The organism is Sphaerisporangium krabiense (genome assembly GCF_014200435.1).
In the GTDB taxonomy this organism is placed as follows: domain Bacteria; phylum Actinomycetota; class Actinomycetes; order Streptosporangiales; family Streptosporangiaceae; genus Sphaerisporangium; species Sphaerisporangium krabiense.
The window spans coordinates 4,746,392-4,766,083 of sequence record NZ_JACHBR010000001.1 but is presented as its reverse complement, the minus strand read 5'-3'; the positions used below and the strand labels follow the sequence as shown (position 1 = coordinate 4,766,083).

The window sequence follows — 19,692 nt, the reverse complement described above, 5'->3', positions numbered from 1 at the left end:
CGAGGCACGCCTAGTCGGGGCGTGGCGCCGGGTCGGTGGCCACCGCGCGCAGGAGCGGCCTGGTGAGCGCCCCGGCCGCGACGACCCCGCCGAAGCCGAGCGCGACGCAGCACAGCAGCGTCACCATGCCCTCCCGGCTCGGCGACATCACGGCGAAGGGCAGCCCGCACAGCACACCGGTCAGGATCGACCCGCCGCCCATGACCGTGAGCGGGATGAGCGTCTCGACGCGCCGGGCGCGGTCGAGCACCTCCAGCGGCGTGCCCGCCAGGCGCAGCAGCGCGTACGCCTGGCGGCGGTCGAGGATCGAGGACGCCGCCGTGACGCCCGCGCTGACGATGGCGATCAGGAACGACACGGCGAGGACGACCAGCGTTCCGGTGCGCACGTCCCGCAGCAGCAGGGCGGTCATCTTGTCGGTGGCCAGGTTCCCCGGCGGGGTGAGCAGGCCGACGAACCCGGCGACGAAGCCCGTCAGCGCCACCCCGCTCACCGTGCGCCAGGCCGATCTGGGGTCGTCGGTGAGCCGCCGCCCGGCCAGCAGGCGCGCCGGCCCGCGCGCGGTCGCCGCCACGATCCGGCCGATCATCCCGACCACCCACGCGCCGGCCGCGTTGAGGGCGAGGAACGCGAGCGCGAGCACGGTGAGGATCACGCCGGGCGCCGCGCCCATGCCCATGGCGGGCACCGCGGCGAGGACGGCCACCAGCGCGACGACCCGCACGAACCGCAGCGCGGGCGGCGTCTGACGCCGGGCCACGCCGAGCGGGCTGACGACCACCCTGCGCAGGCCCGCGACCGCCGACAGGCCGACCAGCAGCGGCACCGCCACCAGCACGGCGGCCACGGGAAGCACGCCGGGCCACACGTCGGAGGCGAACCACGTGCCTCCGGTGATCTCGATCCGCCGCAGGAGCGGGGACGCGGCGGCGTAGACGACCAGCCCCAGCACCGCGCCGGCGAACGCGGTGACCACGGCCTCGGCGACGGTCATCGCGACCACCTGGCCGGGCGTCGCGCCGACCAGGCGCAGGGCGGCGAGCCGCTGGTCGCGGCGTGCGACGGTGAGCCGTGCCGCCGCGCCCCCGAACACGAGCAGCGGCGCGATCATGAGCACGCCGGCGAGCGCGGCGAGCAGGCGGTACCCGATGGCGTTGTCGCCCTGCCTGCCGGTGAGGGCGGACACCTTCGTCGCGGACACGCCGAGCCGGGAGTCGCCGGTCCATCGCGCCTTCATCACCGGGTCCCCCGGCGCCTGCCCGGCCAGCGCGACCAGCTCGTCGGGGTGGGCCAGGGCCTCGTCCCCGATCGTCCCCACGACCTTGCCGGGAACGTCGCGTGCCGCCGCCGGGTCGCGGGCGAGCGCGGGCGACAGCAGCGCCTCCCCCGGGCCCGGCAGGCGGGACACCCCCGCGGGCGGGCGCACGCCGGGGTCGAGCACGGCCACGTGGACGACGGTGACCGGCAGGTCGCCGGCGACGACGTGCGTGCGGACCGCCTCGATCGCGCGCGGGGCGCCCGTGGCGGCGACGGGCTCGCGCCAGGCGGCGCGCTGGGCGCGCCCGTCGAAGGCGACGTTGACGGCCACGGCGAACAGCAGCAGGGCGGTCGAGACGGCGACCGCCGCCACGGTGAGGGCCGAGCCCAGCGTCCCCCGCCGCCCGCCGCCCTTGATCAGGCGCCAGGTGAGGTCCAGGAGGCCGCTCACGCCGTCCTCCCCTGGCCCGCGGCGTGCGCCGCGTACGAGGGGACGATCAGGCCGTCGCGCACCTCGGCCACGCGGTCGCACCAGGCGGCGACGGCGGGGTCGTGGGTGACGACGACCAGGCAGGCGTCGTTGTGCTTGGCGGCCTCGACGAGCAGGCGCATGGTGTCCTGGCCGGTGGCCTGGTCCAGCGCGCCGGTGGGCTCGTCGGCGAAGACGACGGCGGGCCGGGTGACGAGCGCCCGCGCGATGGCCACGCGCTGGGCCTGGCCGCCGGACAGCTCGCCCGGGCGGCGTCCCTCCAGCCCGGCCAGGCCGAGCGGGCCGAACCACGACCGGGCCTGCCGCACGGCCTGGGCCCGCGCCGTGCCGCCGAGCATGAGGGGCAGGGCGACGTTCTCGTCCGCGGGCAGTTCGGGCAGGAGCTGCCCGAACTGGAAGACGAAGCCGAATCGGGTGCGGCGCAGCGCGCTGCGGCGGCGCTCGCCGAGCGCGTCGATCCGCTCGCCGAGCAGGTGGACCTCGCCGGAGTCCGGCTTCGTGATCCCGGCGAGGCAATGGAGCAGGGTGGATTTCCCCGAGCCGCTGGGACCCATGACGGCGACGGCCTCGCCGCGGCCGATCGCGAGATCGACGCCGGCGAGGGCGGTGGCGGTACCGAAGCTCTTCCTGAGGCCACGGCCTTCCAGAACGATGTGCGCGGACATGTCTTCGAGCATCGCCGGGAGGCGCCGCCCCCGGGATCGGCCGCCCGTCGGATCCGGCGCCCCAGAGGTCGGCCGAATGACCGACCCGCACGGCCTGTCCGCATCCCGCCGCTCGCCCGCGCGGCGGCGGCCGTGCCCGGAGGCTGGCAGAATCGGGCGATGTGAGGGTACTCGTCGCGGATGACCAGGAGCTTGTGCGGACCGGATTCCAGATGATCCTGGACGCCCAGCCGGACATCGAGGTCGTCGCGGCGGTCGCCGACGGCGCGGCGGCGGTGGAGCAGGCCCGCAGGCTACGGCCGGACGTGTGCCTGCTGGACATCCGGATGCCCCGGCTCGACGGCCTGGAGGTCACCAAGATCCTCGCGGGTCCCGGCGTCCCCGACCCCATGCGCGTGGTGATCGTCACCACCTTCGACCTGGACGAGTACGTCTACGGCGCGCTGCGTGCGGGCGCGTGCGGGTTCCTGCTGAAGGACAGCGGGCCCACTCTGCTGATCGAGGCGGTCCGCGCCGCCGCCAACGGCGACGCCCTGGTCTCGCCGTCGGTGACCGTGCGCCTGCTGCAACACCTGGCCCGGCCCGCGGCCCGCCAGGGACGGCCGCCGCGCGAGCCGCTGACCGAGCGGGAGTACGACGTCGTGCGGCTGGTCGCGCGGGGCCGGACCAACCAGGAGGTCGCGGCCGAGCTGTTCGTCTCCCTGTCCACGGTGAAGACGCATCTCAGCAGCATCCAGGCGAAACTGGGCGTCCGTAACCGCGTCGAGACCGCCGCGTGGGCGTGGGAGTCCGGCGTCGTGCGCTGACCGCCGGGCGAACCTCAGATCATCTCGTGGAGCGTCCGGGATCTCTCCCCCGGCTCGCCGATTAGCGCGGCGATCTCCTGGATAGGAGTGAGTCAGGCGTCGCGCTACGTCGCAGAGCGAACACGACCGAGGCGCATGCCGGGGGGAGAGAGACATGCGCTATGCCCGATCCTCAGTGCGCAGGGCGGCGGTCGGCGTCTACCTGGCGCTCGCGGCCCAGATCGCCACGTTCGCCTGCCTGGTCGTCTTCGAGCAGGCACGGGGCGAGGCGCTGGCCCGGCAGGTCGCACAGCTCGGCGCCGACCCCGCCGCGCCGGGAGCGGCGGCCGTCACGGGCGCGATGACCTGGTTCGCGGTGCTGATCCTTCTGGTGGTGGCGGCCACGGTCGCGGCCGGGTTCTCGTACTTCGCGTGGCTGCGGCAGGCCGGCGCGACGCCGGGGATGATCGCCATCGCCTGGTTCGTCCCCGTGCTGAACCTGGCGGCGCCGGCGCTGCTGCTGCACGCGCTGCGCGAGGACGCGGGGCTGCGGGAGGGCCGCCGCAAGGTGTGGCTCGTGATGGTCGCCGCCTGGTGGGCGAGCTGGCTCGGCATCCTGTTCCTCATCGGGTCGCGGCTGCCCGTGACGGGCGCCCCGCAGGGCAAGGACCTCACCGGGCTCGGCGTGCCCGAGCTCGCGGTGGCGGTGCTGGCCGCGCTGCTGTGCGCGGTGACGGTCCACGAGGTCACCGAGGCGCGGATGAGCGCGCGTCCTTCGGGGATCGCGCCCCGCCTGAAGCTGCTGCCCGCCCTGCGCTCGCTCCCCCGGCATACGTATCCCGCCCGGGACTGAGGTCCAGGCGCTGCGGCGCGGGCGGCGGCCCCGAGCTGCCGGGGCTGACGTGCCACAGCCTGCGCGGCGCGGTCCGCACGCCCGCGGCCGGGCCGATGTCGGCGTACGGCGAGAGCCGGTAGCCGTTGCCGTAGTCCAGGGGCCGCCCGCCGACCCCGCCCCGCTCCGCGGGGACGGCGTCCAGCACCGCGCGCACCGCGTCGATCCCCTCGGTGCGCCAGATCTCGTCGAGCTCGACGAGGTTCCAGCAGTCCAGGGCGCGCAGTGAGACCGCGTGGGCCCCGACCCGCCGTACGGCGCCCTTGGCGACCAGCAGCCACGACCCGAACAGCGTGGCGGCGCAGTGGCCCTGCACGGACTCGAAGAAGGTCAGGTCGATCGGCCCGGTGGCGTCGTCCAGGGTGGTGAAGACGACGCGCTGTCCCGAGCGCACGGCCGGGGTCTGGGTGGCGACCTTCACGCCCGCGACGAGGATCTCGGCGCCGTTGCGCATCGTGAGCAGCTCCGAGGCCCTGACGACGCCGATCGCGGCGAGCAGGTCCTCGTGGAAGGCGATGATGTGGCGGCTGACGTCCATGCCGAGGATCTCCAGCTCGGCCTGCACGGCCTCCGCCTCGGTCATCTCGGGCAGCTCGCCGGGCCGGACGTGCTCGGTGAAGCCCATCGGGATCTGCACGGCGTCCGTCCCGGCCTCGGGGGGAGGCTGGGCCCTGGCGCGTCCGGCCCCGGCGCGGCGCGCGGCGCGCACGCCCGTCGCCGAGGCGCGTTCCAGGGTGCCGACCTGGGCGAGCAGGTCGCGGCGCGTCAGCTCGCCCGGGCGCCAGCGCGGCCCTCCGGGGTGCAGCCCGTACAGCGCGTCGACGCCGCCGACCTGCACGATGCGCTCGGCGACCGGCCGCGACGGCCGGGCCCGCTCCCAGAAGTCGGCCAGCGAGGTGTACGGCTGCCCGGCGACCATGCGCTCGACCTCGGCCTCGCTGACGCCCTTGACCGACGAGAACGGCACCCGCAGGCCGTACCCCTCGCCGACGCGGCGGGGAGGGTCCTCGGGCGGGGCGCCGGAGGACGGGGCGGGGCAGCGCTCGACGAGCCACTGCCGTCCCGAGCGGTTGACGTCCAGGGGCAGGACGGTCACCCCGCACTGGCGGGCCTCGTCGAGGATGACCCGATTGGGGTACATGCCCGGCTCGTGGGTGAGCACCCCGGCGAAGAACGCGGCGGCGTGGTGGCGCTTCAGCCAGGCCGACTGGTAGGTGGGCAGCGCGAACGCGGCGGCGTGCGCCTTGCAGAACCCGAACGAGCCGAACGCGTCGAGCACCCTCCAGGCCCGGTCGGTGGTCTCGCGGTCGAACTCGGGCAGCACCGAGCACTCCCACCACGTGCGGACCGCCTCGCGTCCCTCGGGCGAGGACAGCGCGCGGCGGACGCTCTCGGCCTCCGACAGCCCGCAGCCGGTCATGGCGTCGACCACCCTCAGGACCTGCTCGTGGAAGATGACGACGCCGTGGGTCTCGCGCAGCGCGGGCCTGAGCCTCGGGTGCGGGTAGGACGGCTCGCGCCAGCCGTGCCTGGCCTCCAGGTAGGGGGTGACCATGTCGGAGTTGACCGGGCCCGGCCGGAACAGCGAGATGTCGACGATCAGGTCGTGCATGGTGCGGGGCTCCAGCTTGGACACCAGCTCGCGCTGGCCGGGGGACTCGATCTGGAAGCAGCCGAGCGTGTGCCCGGTGCGGATCATGTCGTAGGTCGCCCGGTCGTCCCGGGGGACGCCCCGGTCCAGGTCGACGTCCTCGCCGTCCACCCGCCTGATCTCGCCGAGCGCGTACGCCATCGCCGACTGCATGCGCACGCCGAGCACGTCGAGCTTCAGCAGCCCGGCCTCCTCGACGTCCTCCTTGTCGAACTGGCTCATCGGGAAGTCCAGCAGGCTGCGCTCGACGGGGGTGCGGTCGCGCAGGCCGGAGTTGCCGACGAGCACGCCGCAGGGGTGCAGGGCGATGTGCCGGGGCAGGCCGTCCAGCTTCTCGGCGAGCTCGAACATCGTGGCCAGGGCGCGGTCGCCGAGGCCGCTGTCACGCAGTTCCGGCAGGTCGGACAGGGCGGCGCGGATCTGCCTCGCCCTGATGTGCGGGAACGCCTTGGCGATGACGTCGATCTCGTGCGGGGGCAGGCCCATGGCGGCGCCGACGTCGCGGATGGCGCTGCGGGCGCGGTAGGTCTCCATCATGGAGACGCAGGCGACGCGGTCCTCGCCGTAGCGGTCCAGGATGGCGCGGTAGCAGTCCAGGCGGCGCGCCGACTCCACGTCCACGTCGATGTCGGGCAGCCCTTTGCGCCCCTCGGACAGGAAGCGCTCCATCAGCAGGCCGTGTTCGAGGGGGTTCACCTCGCCGATGCGGATGAGGTAGTTGACCAGGCTGCCGGCGCCCGAGCCGCGGATCGCGCAGCGCACGCCCATCCCGCGGATCATGTCGGTGATGTCGGAGACGACCGTGAAGTAGCCGGACAGCCGCTTCGCCTCGATCACGCGTAGCTCGTCCTCCAGCCGTTCCCGCGCCTCGCTGGACCGTTCCATCCCCCGGGCCACCAGGCCCTCCTCGCACCGGCCGCGCAGCAGGGGGACGGGGTCGCCGTCGACCTCGGGCAGGTGGAGCCGCTCCCGCCCGCCGCGCAGCGCCAGGACCTCCAAGGGGTCGAGCGCGCACCGCTCGGCGGTCTCCCGCGTGCGGGCGAGCAGGCGGGACGCGCGGGCCTCGTCGCCGCCGCAGATCCGCAGGGCCACGCGCCCCATCTCCGCGCCGCTCTTGAGGTAGGCGTGGGAGGCGGAGTGCTCCAGGTGGCGCGAGTGCAGGGGGACGAGCTTGCGCGCGGCGTCCAGCACGTCGCCGACGCGGTAGTCCCCCGGGTCCAGGTGGCGCACGGCGTTGGTCAGCACGGCGGGCACGCCCGCCGACTCGGCCAGGGCGATCATGCGCGCGGCGGTGCTCGCCTCCCGGTGCCCGAACTGGTCGACGACCTCGACCACCACGTCGGGGACGGCGGCCCGCCAGGCGGCGAGCAGCTCGCGCGCCCGGCCGTCGCGGCGCTCGGCCACGGCGCGGCCCACGTCCGAGCGGGGGCCGAGCATGACCAGCAGCCCGCCGGCGTGGCGGCCGGCCAGCTCGCGGGTGACGCGGGGCTCGCCGCGCTCCCCCGCGTGGTGGGCGGCGGTGGTGAGACGGCACAGGTGCGCCCACCCGTCCGCCCTGGCCAGCACGGTGACCCGGTCGCCGTCGTCGCCGCCGCGGCCGACGGGGCCGTCGGGGCCGTCCAGGAGCAGATCGACGCCGACGACCGGCCGCAGGCCCGCCTCGAAGCACGCCTGGACGTGCTTGACCGCGCCGTACATGCCGTCGCGGTCGGTCAGCGCGAGGACGTCCATGCCGTGCCCGGCCGCGCGGGCGACCAGGTCCTTGGGGAAGGCCGAGCCGTACCGCAGGGAGTAGGCGGAGGCGACGTGGAGGTGGGCGAACATCAGTCCCACGCCCTCAGCAGCAGCCAGCCGCCGCTCGCGGTGTCGAAGCGCAGCTCGTAGGTGCCGGTGTCTCCGCCGGGGCTGGCCTCCACCCGCCAGAACCGGCGCTCGCCCGGGTCGGTCTCGGAGATCTTCCACCACTCGCGGGAGGTCACCCAGTGGTCGAGGGCGCGGCGGACGACGTAGAGCCGGTCACGCCACACGAAGCGGGCGGGCTCGCCGTCGCGCGTCCACACCTCGATGGGATCGCCGTAGATTCTGCTCAATGGCGCTTCTTCTCCCTGGGCCTCTGGAACTTGGAGCACCCGGGGGAAGGCGGGTGGTGCTACTTCGAACATACGTTCCCAGGGCGCGGAGGGCAAATCACCACAGGCCGCAGGCCCGTCATCGTCCGGTCACGATCGCCCCGGCGGGCCGGGAGCACGGGCGTGATCACGTCACCAGCTGTTCACACAAAGAAACCCGTGCGCCGGGAAAGTAGTCGCGAACCGTTGTCCCTGCCCTTCTACGTTCATCCCACAACCTCCGAAAGTGGGAGCAAGCGTGCAATCATCACGAACGCGTATCGTCGGCCTGGCCGCCGTCCTTACCGTCGCGACTTCTCTCGGCGCGGCCTGCGGGTCCGCCCCGGCCACCGGCGCCCAGACCGGTGCCTCCGCCTCCGCCGCGAACTCCGCCGCGACCGCGACCTCCGCGGCCGACCTCGGCGGCCTCGACAAGCTCGTCGAGGCGGCGAAGAAGGAAGGACAGCTCAACGTCATCACCCTGCCCCCGGACTGGGCGAACTACGGGGAGATCATCAAGACGTTCGGCGAGAAGTACGGCATCAAGGTCAACAGCGAGAACCCCGACGGCTCCAGCGCGGACGAGATCAACGCCGTCAAGACCCGCAAGGGCCAGGACCGCGCTCCCGACGTGCTCGACCTCGGCACCGCGTTCGCCCTCAGCGGCGCCAAGGAGGGCCTGTTCGCGCCGTACAAGGTGCAGTCCTTCGACAAGATCCCCGAAGGCCAGAAGGACGCCCAGGGCAACTGGTACAACGACTACGGCGGCTACGTCTCCATCGGCTGCGACGCCAAGCGCATCCCGGCCTGCCCGCAGACCTTCGCCGACCTGCTCAAGCCCGAGTACAAGGGCAAGGTCGCGATGAACGGCAACCCCACCAAGTCCGGCTCCGCGTTCGCCGGCGTCTTCGCCGCCGCCCTGGCGAACGGCGGATCCTTCGACGACATCCAGCCCGGCCTCGACTTCTTCAAGAAGCTCAAGGCGGCGGGCAACTACAACCCCGTCGAGTCGACCCCCGCGACCGTGCAGAACGGCGAGACGCCGATCAGCATCGACTGGGACTACCTCAACTCCGGCTACACCGACCAGTTCGCCGCCAAGGGCGTGGACTGGAAGGTCACCGTCCCGGCCGACGGCAAGTACGCCAACTTCTACGCGCAGGCGATCAACAAGTGGGCTCCCCACCCGGCCGCCGCCCGCCTGTGGGAGGAGTTCCTCTACAGCACCGAGGGCCAGAACCTCTGGCTGAAGGGGTACGCCCGCCCCGTGCTCCTGCCGTCCATGCAGTCCGACGGCAGCGCCGACGCCGCGCTGGTGGCCAAGCTGCCGAAGGTCGAAGGCACCCCGCAGTTCCCGACCGACGCGCAGGTCACCAAGGCCAAGGAAGTCCTCGCCGCGGGCTGGGGCGCGGCGGTCTCCGGCTGACCCGCCCCACCCCCATGATCGAGACCACCTCGGCGGCCCCCGCCCCCCTCCCCCTGAAGAGCAGGGGCGAGGGCGGCGGCAGGGCCCGCACCCGCTCCGCCGGCTGGACCGGGGCACTGCCCCTGCTGGTCTTCGTCGGCCTGGCCTTCGGCGTCCCCGCCGCCGCGCTGCTCGGCGGCGCGTTCACCGCGGGCGGCGCCCCCAGCACGGCCAACCTGACCGAGTCGCTGCGGGGCGCCTACCTCACGGCGATGCTCAGCAGCGTGAAGCTGTCGGCCATCGTCGCGGTCGCCGGCGCCGTGCTCGGCGCCTTCCTCGCCCAGGCCGTGGTCACCTCGCGCCTGCGGGCCCTGCGCGAGGCGGTGCTCACGGCCTCGGGCGTGCTCGCCAACTTCGGCGGCGTCCCGCTCGCCTTCGCCTGGATCGCCACGCTCGGCAACTCCGGCGTGCTCACCACGCGCCTCGGCCTCGGCGACCTCGGCTGGAACCTCTACAGCTTCTGGGGCCTGGTGCTGGTGTACCTCTACTTCTCCGTTCCCCTGATGGTGCTGGTCATCGTGCCCGCGCTGGACGGGCTGCGGCCCCAGTGGCGGGAGGCGGCGCAGAACAACGGCGCCACCACCTGGCAGTTCTGGCGGCACGTCGGGATCCCCGTGCTCACCCCGACCCTGCTCGGCGGGGTGGTCCTGCTGTTCGGCGGCGCCTTCGCCGCCTACGCGACCGCCGCCGCCATGGTCGGCACCGTCGTCCCGCTGGTCACGCTGCAGATCGCCGACGCGCTGGCCGGCAACGTCCTGATCGGCCACGAGAACGTGGCCCTGGCCCTCAGCCTCGACATGATCGTGGTCGCCGGGCTGGTCATGGCCGTCTACCTGCCCCTCCAGCGCAGGAGCGCCCGATGGCTGCGCTGACCCCGGCCGTGCTGCCCGAGGCCGGCGTCCCCGCGCCCCGGCCCGTGCGCGGGAGGCGCGGGGCGGGAGCCTGGCGCGCGGTGGTCCTGGCCGTCGCCGCGCTGTACTTCGTGACGCCGCTCGCCGCCTCGTTCGTGTTCACGGTGAACGACCCCGAGAAGGGGTTCACCCTGGAGGCGTACGGGGAGATCTTCGTCGCCGAGGGGTTCACGCGCAGCCTGCTGCTGTCGCTCGGGCTGGCCGCGGCGACGATCACGGTCGTGCTGCTGCTCACGCTGCCCGCCATGCTGGCCGTGCGGCTCGGCGCGCCGCGGCTGCGGCCGGTGCTCGACGTGCTGTGCACGCTGCCGCTGGTCGTGCCGCCGATCACGTTCGTGGCCGGGATCAGCACGGTGCTGCGCTGGGGCCCGGACCACCTGGCGGCCACGCCGTTCTACCAGACGATCATCGCCGTCCAGAACCCGTCGTTCCCCGTCGTGCTGGTCATCGCCTACGCGGTGCTGGCGCTGCCGTTCGTCTACCGGGCGCTGGACGCCGGGCTCGGCGCGATGGACGTCCGCACGCTGGTGGAGGCCGCGCGCAACTGCGGCGCCTCCTGGCCCGTGGTGCTGCTGCGCGTGATCGTCCCCAACCTGAAGGCGGGCCTGGCCGGCGCGTCCTTCCTCACCCTCGCGCTCGTGCTCGGCGAGTACACGATCGCGCGGCTGCTCGGCTTCGAGCCGTTCTCGGTGTGGATCGTCACGATCTCCGGCGCGAACGCCCCGCTGTCGGTCGCGGTGTCCATCTTCAGCCTGCTGCTCACCTGGGCGCTGCTGCTCATCCTGTCGACCGCCGGAACCAGAAGGAGTCGTTCGTGAACGGGGCGCGCGTGGAGTTCCGTGGGCTGCGCCGGACGTTCGGCGAGACCGTCGCCCTCGACGGCCTCGACCTCACGGTGGCGCCGGGCGAGCTGATCGCCCTGCTCGGCCCGTCCGGCTGCGGCAAGACGACCGCGCTGCGCTGCGTGGCCGGCTTCGAGACGCCCGACGAGGGCGCCGTGCTCGTGGACGGCGAGGACGTCACGCGGGTGCCGGCCAACCGCCGGGACGCCGGGATGGTCTTCCAGTCGTACAGCCTGTTCCCCAACATGAACGCCCGCGACAACGTGGCGTTCGGGATGCGGGTGCGCGGGGTGGCCGCGGCCAGGCGGCACGCCCGCGCCGCCGAGCTGCTCGACCTGGTGGGCCTGCCCGCGCACGGCACCCGGTACCCGCACCAGCTCTCCGGCGGCCAGCAGCAGCGTGTGGCGCTGGCCCGGGCGCTGGCGCTGGAGCCGCGCGTCCTGCTGCTGGACGAGCCGCTGTCCGCGCTGGACGCCAAGGTGCGCGTCACCCTGCGCGAGGAGATCCGGCGGCTGCAGCTCTCCCTCGGCATCACGACGATCTTCGTCACCCACGACCAGGAGGAGGCCCTCTCGGTCGCCGACCACGTCGCGGTGCTCAGGGCCGGCCGCCTGGAGCAGTCCGGCCCGCCCGCGGAGATCTACGACCGCCCCGCGACCCCGTTCGTGGCCGAGTTCGTCGGCACCATGAACCACCTGCCCGGCCGGCTCGGCGGCGACGGCCTGGTCGAGGTGGCCGGGCAACGCCTCCCCGTCCACGGCGACCTGCCGGGCACACCGGAGGTGGACGTGCTCGTCCGCCCCGAGGCCGTCCTCGTCACCCCCGGCGGCGAGGCCGACGCCCTGATCGTCACCTCGTCCTTCCGCGGCGCCTCGGTGCGCCTGCTCCTCCGCCTCCCCGACGGCACCGAACTGACCGCCGACCTCCCCGGCCACCACGCCACCCGCTTCTCCCCCGGCGCCCACGCGGCCGTACGCCTCGTCGAACGCCCGGTCCTGGTGGCGTCCCGGACGGCGGCCTCCCCCGTGCCGGCCTGATCCCGGAACGGATCGGCGTCACCGGGCCGCGTTGGCCGGTCGGGTGGCGCCGATCTCGGTAGGCTGGCCCCCGCGAACAGGTGCATAGCGGTAAGGCAACGGCGTGAACAACCTAAGTCCGGGTGAACCCTCCCAGCTAGGTCGCTACCGGTTGATCGGGCGGCTCGGCCGCGGCGGCATGGGCACGGTGTTCCTGGGCGAGGACGAGTCCGGGCAGCGGGTCGCCGTGAAGGTGATCAACCCGGAGTACAGCCAGCACGAGCAGTTCCGCGTCCGGTTCCGGCGGGAGGCCGAGTCGGCGCGGCGGGTGCGGCGCTTCTGCACCGCGGCCGTCCTGGACGCCGACCTCGACGGCGACCAGCTCTACGTGGTCACCGAGTTCGTCGACGGGCCCGACCTGCACAGCGCCGTGCAGGCGTCCGGGCCGATGCGCGGGTCCAGCCTCGACGCGCTGGCCGTCGGCGTGGCGACCGCGCTGACGGCCATCCACAGCGCGGGCATCGTGCACCGCGACCTCAAGCCGTCCAACGTGCTGCTCTCGCCGGTCGGGCCGCGCGTGATCGACTTCGGCATCGCCCGCGCCCTGGACACGCTCGGCGGCGTCACCGGCACCGGCGAGCTGATGGGCACGCCGCGGTACATGGCGCCGGAGGTCCTGCGCGGCGAACCGGCCTCGCCCGTCTGCGACGTGTTCTCCTGGGGATGCCTGGTCGCCTACGCGGCCAGCGGCAGGGCGCCGTTCGGCGGCGAGTCGCTGCCGTCCATCGTCTACCAGGTGCTCAACACCGAGCCCGCGCTGGACGGCATGGAGCCCTCCCTGCGCGCGCTGGTGGCCGCCGCCCTGGCCAAGGACCCGGCGCGCCGGCCCACGGCGCAGCAGGTCCTCGACCAGATGGTCGGCCGCACGACGCCCGAGCACGCCGAGCACTCGGTGTTCCGCGCCTGGCAGGAAGCCCCCGCGACCTGGCACGGCGCCGCCCCCGGGTACGGCGGCCCGGTCCCGCCCGGCCACGCCGTCCCGGACACGCGGGTCTCCCCCGGCGCCACGGGGACGGCCACCCGGTTCGCGGGCGGTCACGGCCCCGCCGGCCGGACCGGCACGGCGGCCTGGCGCAAGGGCCTCATCGGGCTCGGCGTCGCCGCCGTCGTGGTCGCCGGGGCCCTCGGCGCCCGCGCGCTGCTCGGCGACTCCGCGCCGCCCGCCGACCTGAACACCCTGTTCCAGGATGACTTCGCCCAGAGCGGCACCGGCTGGGACGGCGGGGACTACAGCGGCGACTCCGTGAGCACCTACGGATACGCGCCCAACGGCTTCTACGCGATCGACGTCGCCGACGACCACGCCGAGCGCATCGTCAAGGCGCCCATCCCCTTCGTCCCCCGGCAGCCGGCCACGCCCGACCCGTCCGCCTCGCCGACCCCGACCACGCCCGAGCTGCTGCTGCTCACCGTGACCGCGACCGTGCGCGAGACCTCCGGCACCGGCGAGTACGGCCTGTTCTGCCGGGCCGACGACGAGAGCTCCCCCAGCCGGTACGAGTTCCTGCTCACCGCCACCGGCGACGCGCGGATCCGCCGCGTGACCAGAGGCGCGGGCGGCAACCTCACCCAGCCCGCGTCGGTGGGCGGCCTCAAGAAGAACACCCCGGTGAAGCTGCAGGCCGAGTGCGCCAGGACCTCCGACGGCGTCCAGCTCTCGATGTGGGTGGACGGCGACCGGGTGGCGACGTTCCTGGACTCCTCCGGCACGCCGTCCAGCCTGCCGAACGGGGACGTCGGCCTGCTCGCCCGCGTCCCGGACAAGACCGACAGCACCCTGAAGACGTCCTTCGACGACTTCGGCGTGCAGGGGCCGGCCGGGGCGGCGACGACGCGCTGAGGCGCGGCCTCAGCCGGTCCGCTGAGCGGCCAGCACCCGCTCGGCCTGCGCCACGATGTCGTGCAGGTGGGAGCCGTGCGCGCCCTGCCAGTACACCTGGCCGCAGTCGCGGCAGCGCGCGAAGGTGTCGTAGGCGCGGCGGGTGCCCGGGAGCAGCTCGGGGGCGACGTCGTCCTTCCCCGCGGGGGTCAGGACGCCGTTGCAGGCCGTGCAGCGGGTGTAGGGCGCCAGCGGTGGCGCGAAGCGGGTGAGCACGTCGCGGAACTGGTCCGCCGGCCGCGAGCCCCGCACGTGCGCGCCGAGCCAGAGGCTTCTGCGCCGCAGGAGGCCCCGATCCTGGGTGAGCAGGACGCGGCGCTCGGCGTTGGCGCGGACGATCAGCGTGTCGTCGTCCAGGTCGTTCTCGTAGGCGGTGTCCACGCCGACCAGCCGCAGCCGCCGCGCGAGCGTGCCGAAGTGGACGTCCAGCAGGAAGCGCGGCGCCGGGATCGGCTGCGGGCGGGGCACCGCGGCGACGCTGACGACCTCACCGGGCTCGGGACGGTAGGCGGGCGTCACCGCGCGGCCGCCGGCGGCCAGGGCGCCGACCTCGGGCAGCGGCACGCCCGCGGTCTCGACGACGTGGCCGAGCGAGGACACGCCGTCGTAGGGCAGGCGCACCTCCTCCTCACGCCGGTGCCGAGGGGGCAGGAACAGCCGGAGATCCTCGTCGAACCGCACGCGCAGCCCGGGTCCTTCCATGATCCCCAGTATGCCAGCCGCGCCCGTGCCGTCCGCGCGCGCTCACGCGAGGACGTCGGGGGTTCCCACCGCGTCCGCGGGGATGTCGGGGAACAATGGGCGGGTGACGCGGGGTTGGGGACGATCGACGGTCCGCGACGGCGCACGTCAGGCCCCTCCCGGCGTCGCCAGGCAACTCGTGGAGAACTCGTGGAGAAGGAGCCTTAGGTCATGCATGCCATAGTCGTCACGACTCCCGGCGGATCCGACGCCCTCGACTACACGGAGGTCCCCGATCCGGTGCCGGGGCCGGGCGAGGTGCTCGTGGACGTGGCCGCCGCCGGCGTGAACTTCATCGACGTCTACCGCCGCGAGGGCCGCTACCCGGTCAAGACGCCGTTCATCCTGGGTTCCGAGGGCGCGGGCACGGTCGCCGCCGTGGGGCCGGACGTGAGCGGCGTCGCGATCGGCGACCGGGTGGGCTGGTGTGAGGGCCTCGGCGGGTACGCCGAGAAGGTGGTGGTCCCGGCGGACCGGACGATCCCGCTGCCCGACGGCCTGGACTTCGAGCGGGCCGCCGCCGTCCTGCTGCAAGGGCTCACCGCCCACTACCTCACGCACTCGGTCCACGCCGTGAGCCCCGGCGACGACGTGCTCGTCCACGCCGCCGCGGGCGGCATGGGCCTGCTGCTCACCCAGATGGCCAAGCTGCGCGGCGGCCGGGTCATCGGCACGGCCTCCACCGACGAGAAGCAGAAGCTGGCCCGGGAGGCCGGGGCCGACGACGTGATCCGCTACGAGAACTTCGACGAGACGGTGCGCGGGCTCACCGGAGGCCGCGGCGTGCGGGTGGTGTACGACGGCGTCGGGGCCGCCACCTTCGACGGGAGCCTGGCCTCGCTCGGGGTGCGCGGCATGATGGCGCTGTACGGCGCGGCGAGCGGCCCGGTGCTGCCGTTCGACCCGCAGCGGCTCAACGCGGCCGGGTCGCTCTTCCTGACCAGGCCCACGCTGGCGCACTACACCGTCACGCGGGAGGAACTGCTCGGCCGGGCCGCCGACGTCCTCGGCTGGGTGGAGTCCGGCCGGCTTCACGTGCACATCTCGCACCGGTACCCGCTCGCGCAGGTGCGTCAGGCGCACGAGGACCTGGAGGGGCGCCGTACCACCGGCAAGCTGCTGCTGATCCCCTGACCTCAGCCCGTCCCTGTGGCAAGGCCGAAGAAGAGGACGCCCAGGTAGACGCCTCCGGCGATCGCGATCACGTGCAGCGCGATCGCCCACGCGCGCAGCGCCTTCTCTTTGCTCATGGGGACTCCCTTCGCGATCTCATCGGGCTCAGGCGTCCCAAGGGGCGTCCCGAGGGACGTCGCGGGGTGCATCCCAAGGAGCGTCGCGGGGGGCGTCACGTGGGCCGTCCAGGTAGGCGAACCGTGGGGAGCGCGGGCGTGGAGCGGGCGCGGTGCGGGGCGGCGGGTAGGTGGGGCGGTCCTGGGGAGGGTCGTCCAGGTCCACGGCGTCGCGTGGTAGGTCGTCCTGGCCGGGCAGCACCACGGACGTGGTCCAGCGCACCGTCCCCCCGCTCGGCCCCCCGCTCCGGCCCGCGGCCCGGGTCGTCACGGGTGGACGGGCGGGTGCGGGGCCTACGAAGACCGCGCGTGCGGCGCTGCGGTGGAAGAGCAGGGCGAGCGGGGCCCCTCCCATGATCATGAAGACGACTCCGGGGATCATGATGCCCAGGCCGAGGGCGGGGTCGGCCATGGCGCTGTCCAGGAAGGCCCAGCCGAGGCTGAGGAACAGGGCCGGCCAGGCCAGCGCGGCCAGCCTCGGCCCGACGGGCAGCCGGAGGCCGAGGTACACCCCGAGGGCCAGGATGCCGCCCATGGTGGACACCGGTATCAGCCACGCCACCCCGTCCGGGCAGGGCACCGCCGTCGCGTACCGCCCGCCGGAGCCGCAGGAGCCGCCGACGGACATGACGGCGCGAGCGCCGAGGTAGAGCATCGTCAGGCAGCAGGCCAGCCCGCCGAGTCCGGCGAGCGTGCCGATCGACCGGAGAACCAGTCCACGGGTCGTGATCACGCTCCGTATGGTAGGGCAGACCCCGACGCTCCGGACAGGACCGGACAATACCAATCAATCACGGCTCGCCACCCGGCCGCGCGGGCGGAGGCCAGCCGATCAGGCGGGCGCCGAGGACGGCCGTCTCCAAGGTGAAGCGCTGCGTCGGATCGTCGGGAGAGAAACCGGTGAGGCGGCGGACGCGTTCCAGGCGGTAGGTGACCGCCCGCGTGCTGATGCCGAGCCTGCGGGCGGCGGCGGTCTGGTTGCCCTGCGCGCCGAACACCGCCTCCAGGGTCTCCAGCAGCGGCTCGGGACCGCCGCGCGCCGCCAGCAGCGGGCCGAGCACCGTGGCCACGAGATCCTCCATCGCGGCCCTGTCGCGTAACAGGACCGGGAAGACGAGCAGGTCGGCGGCCTTCAGCACCTGCGGGCGCAGGCCGAGCCGCTCCCCCAGCGCGATCGCTTCGCTCGCCTCCCTGAAGGAGGTCACCACCCCGCCGGGGCCGCGGTGCGGGCGTCCGACGCCCACCCGCCAGCCCGGTCCGAGGCCGCCCCGCACGTGGTGGGTGAACTCGCCGGTCGCGGCGGTGAGCGTGGCCGGGGCGACGCACACGAGCAGGCCGTCGCGGGCCGCGATCAGGATGTTGTGCGAGCCGAATCGGGCGATGAGCGCCTCCTCGATCCGCCGGACCAGGGGGTGGTCCTCGCCGACGGGCTCGGCGTCCTTGGCGACGGCGACGACGTACCCCTCGGCCAGCCGCAGGCCGAAGTGCTCGGCACGCTCGGCCAGGCGGTCCGCCCGTCCCTGCAGCAGGTCGTCGATGAAGGCGCGCCGGGCCTCGTCCTCGCTGCGGATGGCCCTGAGCTGCGCCTCCTCGTACCCGTCGAAGTAGGCGGCGAGTGAGCGCCGCGCCGCGGCCAGCACCGGGGACCCGGCGGGGCCCGCGTCCAGCTCGGCGGCCAGCAGGCACGCCTCGGCGAGCGCGCGCATGGGGACGCCCCGCTCGGCGGCCTCGGCCCCGAGGGCGCGCAGCACGTCCACGGCGTCCCGGCCGGGCAGGCGCCCGGTCGCCGCGGCGGAGGAGAGGACGGGCAGATACCCGCCGAGCAGGTCGGCGGGCACCCCCGTGGCCTCGCTCACGTGAGCGAGAACGTCCATCACACCCCTACGTCACGCCGGTCGAACGAGAGGACGGCGGTCAGGAGCAGCACGGCGACCGCGGCGAGGATGATCAGGTAGTCGCCCACCGGAAGGCCGTTGACCAGCGGATTCCCCTGGGTGTAGTAGTGGAACGGCGACAGGTGGCTGAGCCACTTCATCACCTCGACGTCCGCCGCGAGCGTCTGCGCCAGGTAGCCGCCGACCGCGTACACCCCCGCGACCGCCATCGCCAGGGCCTTGCGCCCGGTGGCCGCCCCGACGGTCAGCGCGAGTGTACCGAAGAAGAGAACCAGCAGGAAAAGGCCGGTGTGCGCGGCGAGCACGCGCCCGAAGGAGACGTCGAGGTCCACCACGCCCCCGAGAACCATGATCACGATGAGCGAGGCGACGGCGATGGCCAGCAGGGAGACGGCCAGGCCGGCGAACCGCTCCAGCACCAGCCGCTTGCGGTCGATCGGGAGGGTGAGGGTCAGCTCCAGCGTCTTGGACTCCTCCGGCGCGGCGATGGCCTTGTTGCCGAGGACGATCGCGCACATGATGAAGATCAGCGGGACGAAGAGCTGGTAGATGACCGCCTGGAGGAACCCGACGCCGGTGGTGAAGTTTTCCAGGCCGCCCAGGAGCTTTCTCACACTGTCCGGATATTTCGCCATCGCGATCTTGCTGTAGAGATCCGGGTTCGCCGCCATCTGCGGATAGAACGAGGTGTACATCCCGGCGAACGCGCAGATGCCGATCGTCCAGCCGATGATCGCACGCCGCGACTCGCGCAGCGTCTTAAGCGCCAACGTGGGCACGGTGCACGTCCTCGCTGTAGTAGGTGAGGAAGATCTCTTCGAGGTCCGGCTCGGCCGAGACCATGTGGACGACGGTGAACCTCGCCGCCGCCTTGACGAGCGCGTCGGGCCGGCCGTCGATCGTGCACACCACGCTCGCGCCCTCGACCTTCAGGTCGCGCACCCCCGGCAGGTCGCGGAACGCCTCCTCCGGGACAGGCGCATCGAAGTGGAACTCCACCCGCCGCACCGCCTTCTCGCGCAGCGCGCCGACGTCCTCCACGGCCACCAGCCGGCCACCCCTGACGATGCCGACCCGGTCGGAGACGTGCTCGACCTCCGCCAGCACGTGCGACGACATCAGCACCGTCCTGCCGTCCGCGCGGACCTCGCGCACCATGGCCAGGAACTCCTGCTGGACCAGCGGGTCCAGGCCGCTCGTGGGCTCGTCCAGGATCAAGAACTCCGGGTCGTGCATGAACGCCTGGATCAGGCCGACCTTCTGCTTGTTGCCCTTGGAGAGCTTCCCCATCGGCACCGACAGATCGGCCTCCAGCCGCTCGGCCAGCCCCTCGATCCGCCCCGCGGCCACCCCGCCCCGGACGTCCGCGAGGAACCGCAGGTACTCACGGGCCTTCTCCCGGCCCTCCAGGGCCAGCTCTCCGGGAAGGTACCCGATCCTGCCGCGGACCGCCGGGAGGCGGGGGTCGGCCCCCAGCACGCGCACGGTACCCCGGGTCGGCCGGATCACGTCCAGGAGCAACCTGATCGTGGTCGTCTTCCCCGCCCCGTTCGGCCCGAGATACCCGAACACCTCGCCGGGACGGATCTCGAAGGTCAGGTCCTCAAGCCCCCGGCGTTTCCCGTAGAACTTGGTCAGTCCTTCGGTTTCCACCACTGCTGTCATGCATGGCATCGTCGCGGGCGGTCCGCCGCCGCGGTAGCGGCATTCCCGGACACTTGAACGCCCCTTCCTTTCCCGAATCCG

At 73.7% G+C, this 19,692-nt stretch carries 17 protein-coding genes; 8 read left to right on the top strand and 9 right to left on the bottom strand.

Translation table 11 applies throughout. The features are described from left to right. Positions 1–10 precede the first annotated feature (10 nt). Entirely contained in the window at positions 11–1,708 is a 1,698-nt protein-coding gene (locus BJ981_RS21060; protein ID WP_239139771.1) for an FtsX-like permease family protein, read from the bottom strand. Next, complete coding sequence (locus BJ981_RS21055) at positions 1,705–2,412, bottom strand: ABC transporter ATP-binding protein (RefSeq protein ID WP_184613004.1); 708 nt, start codon at positions 2,410–2,412, stop codon at positions 1,705–1,707. Before BJ981_RS21055 ends, BJ981_RS21060 begins: the two co-directional genes overlap by 4 nt. Before the next feature lie 161 nt (positions 2,413–2,573). Between BJ981_RS21055 and BJ981_RS21050 the strand changes: the two genes are divergently transcribed. Both BJ981_RS21050 and BJ981_RS21045 read left to right on the top strand, forming a co-directional pair. After that, positions 2,574–3,218 (top strand): response regulator, encoded by a 645-nt coding sequence (locus BJ981_RS21050; protein WP_275411673.1) that lies wholly within the window; start codon positions 2,574–2,576, stop codon positions 3,216–3,218. 154 nt (positions 3,219–3,372) lie between these two features. Further along, entirely contained in the window at positions 3,373–4,050 is a 678-nt protein-coding gene (locus tag BJ981_RS21045; protein WP_184613003.1) for a hypothetical protein, read from the top strand. On the opposite strand, the gene BJ981_RS21040 is transcribed toward BJ981_RS21045, so the two are convergent. Together BJ981_RS21040 and BJ981_RS21035 are read right to left on the bottom strand one after the other, a co-directional pair. Beyond that, on the bottom strand, positions 3,944–7,564 hold the full coding sequence (locus tag BJ981_RS21040; protein ID WP_184616285.1) for a DNA polymerase III subunit alpha: 3,621 nt from the start codon (positions 7,562–7,564) through the stop codon (positions 3,944–3,946). The two genes, BJ981_RS21045 and BJ981_RS21040, sit on opposite strands and share 107 nt — an antisense overlap. Further along, positions 7,564–7,830: a DUF6504 family protein gene (locus BJ981_RS21035; RefSeq protein ID WP_184613002.1), complete on the bottom strand. Its 267-nt coding sequence runs from the start codon at positions 7,828–7,830 to the stop codon at positions 7,564–7,566. Before BJ981_RS21035 ends, BJ981_RS21040 begins: the two co-directional genes overlap by 1 nt. 277 nt (positions 7,831–8,107) lie before the next feature. Here BJ981_RS21035 and BJ981_RS21030 point away from each other — a divergent pair, with 277 nt between their 5' ends. The 5 genes from BJ981_RS21030 (at position 8,108) to BJ981_RS21010 (ending at position 13,982) form a co-directional block, all read left to right on the top strand. Then, positions 8,108–9,274: an ABC transporter substrate-binding protein gene (locus tag BJ981_RS21030; RefSeq protein ID WP_184613001.1), complete on the top strand. Its 1,167-nt coding sequence runs from the start codon at positions 8,108–8,110 to the stop codon at positions 9,272–9,274. Between the two features lie 14 nt (positions 9,275–9,288). After that, the gene (locus BJ981_RS21025; protein WP_184613000.1) at positions 9,289–10,185 is read left to right on the top strand and encodes an ABC transporter permease; all 897 of its coding nucleotides are present in this window, start codon (positions 9,289–9,291) and stop codon (positions 10,183–10,185) included. Further along, positions 10,173–11,042 carry an ABC transporter permease gene (locus tag BJ981_RS21020; protein ID WP_204070744.1) on the top strand — a complete coding sequence of 290 codons (870 nt, stop codon included), beginning with the start codon at positions 10,173–10,175 and terminating at the stop codon, positions 11,040–11,042. Before BJ981_RS21025 ends, BJ981_RS21020 begins: the two co-directional genes overlap by 13 nt. Then, complete coding sequence (locus BJ981_RS21015) at positions 11,039–12,103, top strand: ABC transporter ATP-binding protein (RefSeq protein ID WP_204070743.1); 1,065 nt, start codon at positions 11,039–11,041, stop codon at positions 12,101–12,103. The genes BJ981_RS21020 and BJ981_RS21015 overlap by 4 nt, the downstream gene beginning before the upstream one ends. A 103-nt stretch (positions 12,104–12,206) precedes the next feature. Then, positions 12,207–13,982: a serine/threonine-protein kinase gene (locus tag BJ981_RS21010; protein WP_239139770.1), complete on the top strand. Its 1,776-nt coding sequence runs from the start codon at positions 12,207–12,209 to the stop codon at positions 13,980–13,982. Between the two features lie 9 nt (positions 13,983–13,991). Here BJ981_RS21010 and BJ981_RS21005 read toward each other — a convergent pair whose 3' ends face one another. Continuing rightward, a complete protein-coding gene (locus BJ981_RS21005; protein WP_184612999.1) occupies positions 13,992–14,723 on the bottom strand; it encodes a Mut7-C RNAse domain-containing protein in 732 nt (243 codons plus the stop codon). Between the two features lie 210 nt (positions 14,724–14,933). On the opposite strand from BJ981_RS21005, the gene BJ981_RS21000 reads away from it, so the two are divergent. Next, positions 14,934–15,896: a quinone oxidoreductase family protein gene (locus tag BJ981_RS21000; protein ID WP_184612998.1), complete on the top strand. Its 963-nt coding sequence runs from the start codon at positions 14,934–14,936 to the stop codon at positions 15,894–15,896. Between the two features lie 144 nt (positions 15,897–16,040). On the opposite strand, the gene BJ981_RS20995 is transcribed toward BJ981_RS21000, so the two are convergent. The 4 genes from BJ981_RS20995 to BJ981_RS20980 are packed head-to-tail and all read right to left on the bottom strand — an operon-like array spanning position 16,041 to position 19,611. Then, positions 16,041–16,784, bottom strand: coding sequence for a hypothetical protein (locus BJ981_RS20995; protein ID WP_184612997.1), 744 nt, complete (start codon positions 16,782–16,784; stop codon positions 16,041–16,043). A gap of 58 nt (positions 16,785–16,842) precedes the next feature. Continuing rightward, positions 16,843–17,907, bottom strand: a complete 1,065-nt coding sequence (locus tag BJ981_RS20990) for a PucR family transcriptional regulator (protein WP_204070742.1) — start codon at positions 17,905–17,907, stop codon at positions 16,843–16,845. 17 nt (positions 17,908–17,924) lie between these two features. Next, entirely contained in the window at positions 17,925–18,725 is an 801-nt protein-coding gene (locus BJ981_RS20985; RefSeq protein WP_184612995.1) for a DUF2705 family protein, read from the bottom strand. Continuing rightward, positions 18,706–19,611: an ABC transporter ATP-binding protein gene (locus BJ981_RS20980; RefSeq protein ID WP_184612994.1), complete on the bottom strand. Its 906-nt coding sequence runs from the start codon at positions 19,609–19,611 to the stop codon at positions 18,706–18,708. Before BJ981_RS20980 ends, BJ981_RS20985 begins: the two co-directional genes overlap by 20 nt. Positions 19,612–19,692: the final 81 nt, after the last annotated feature.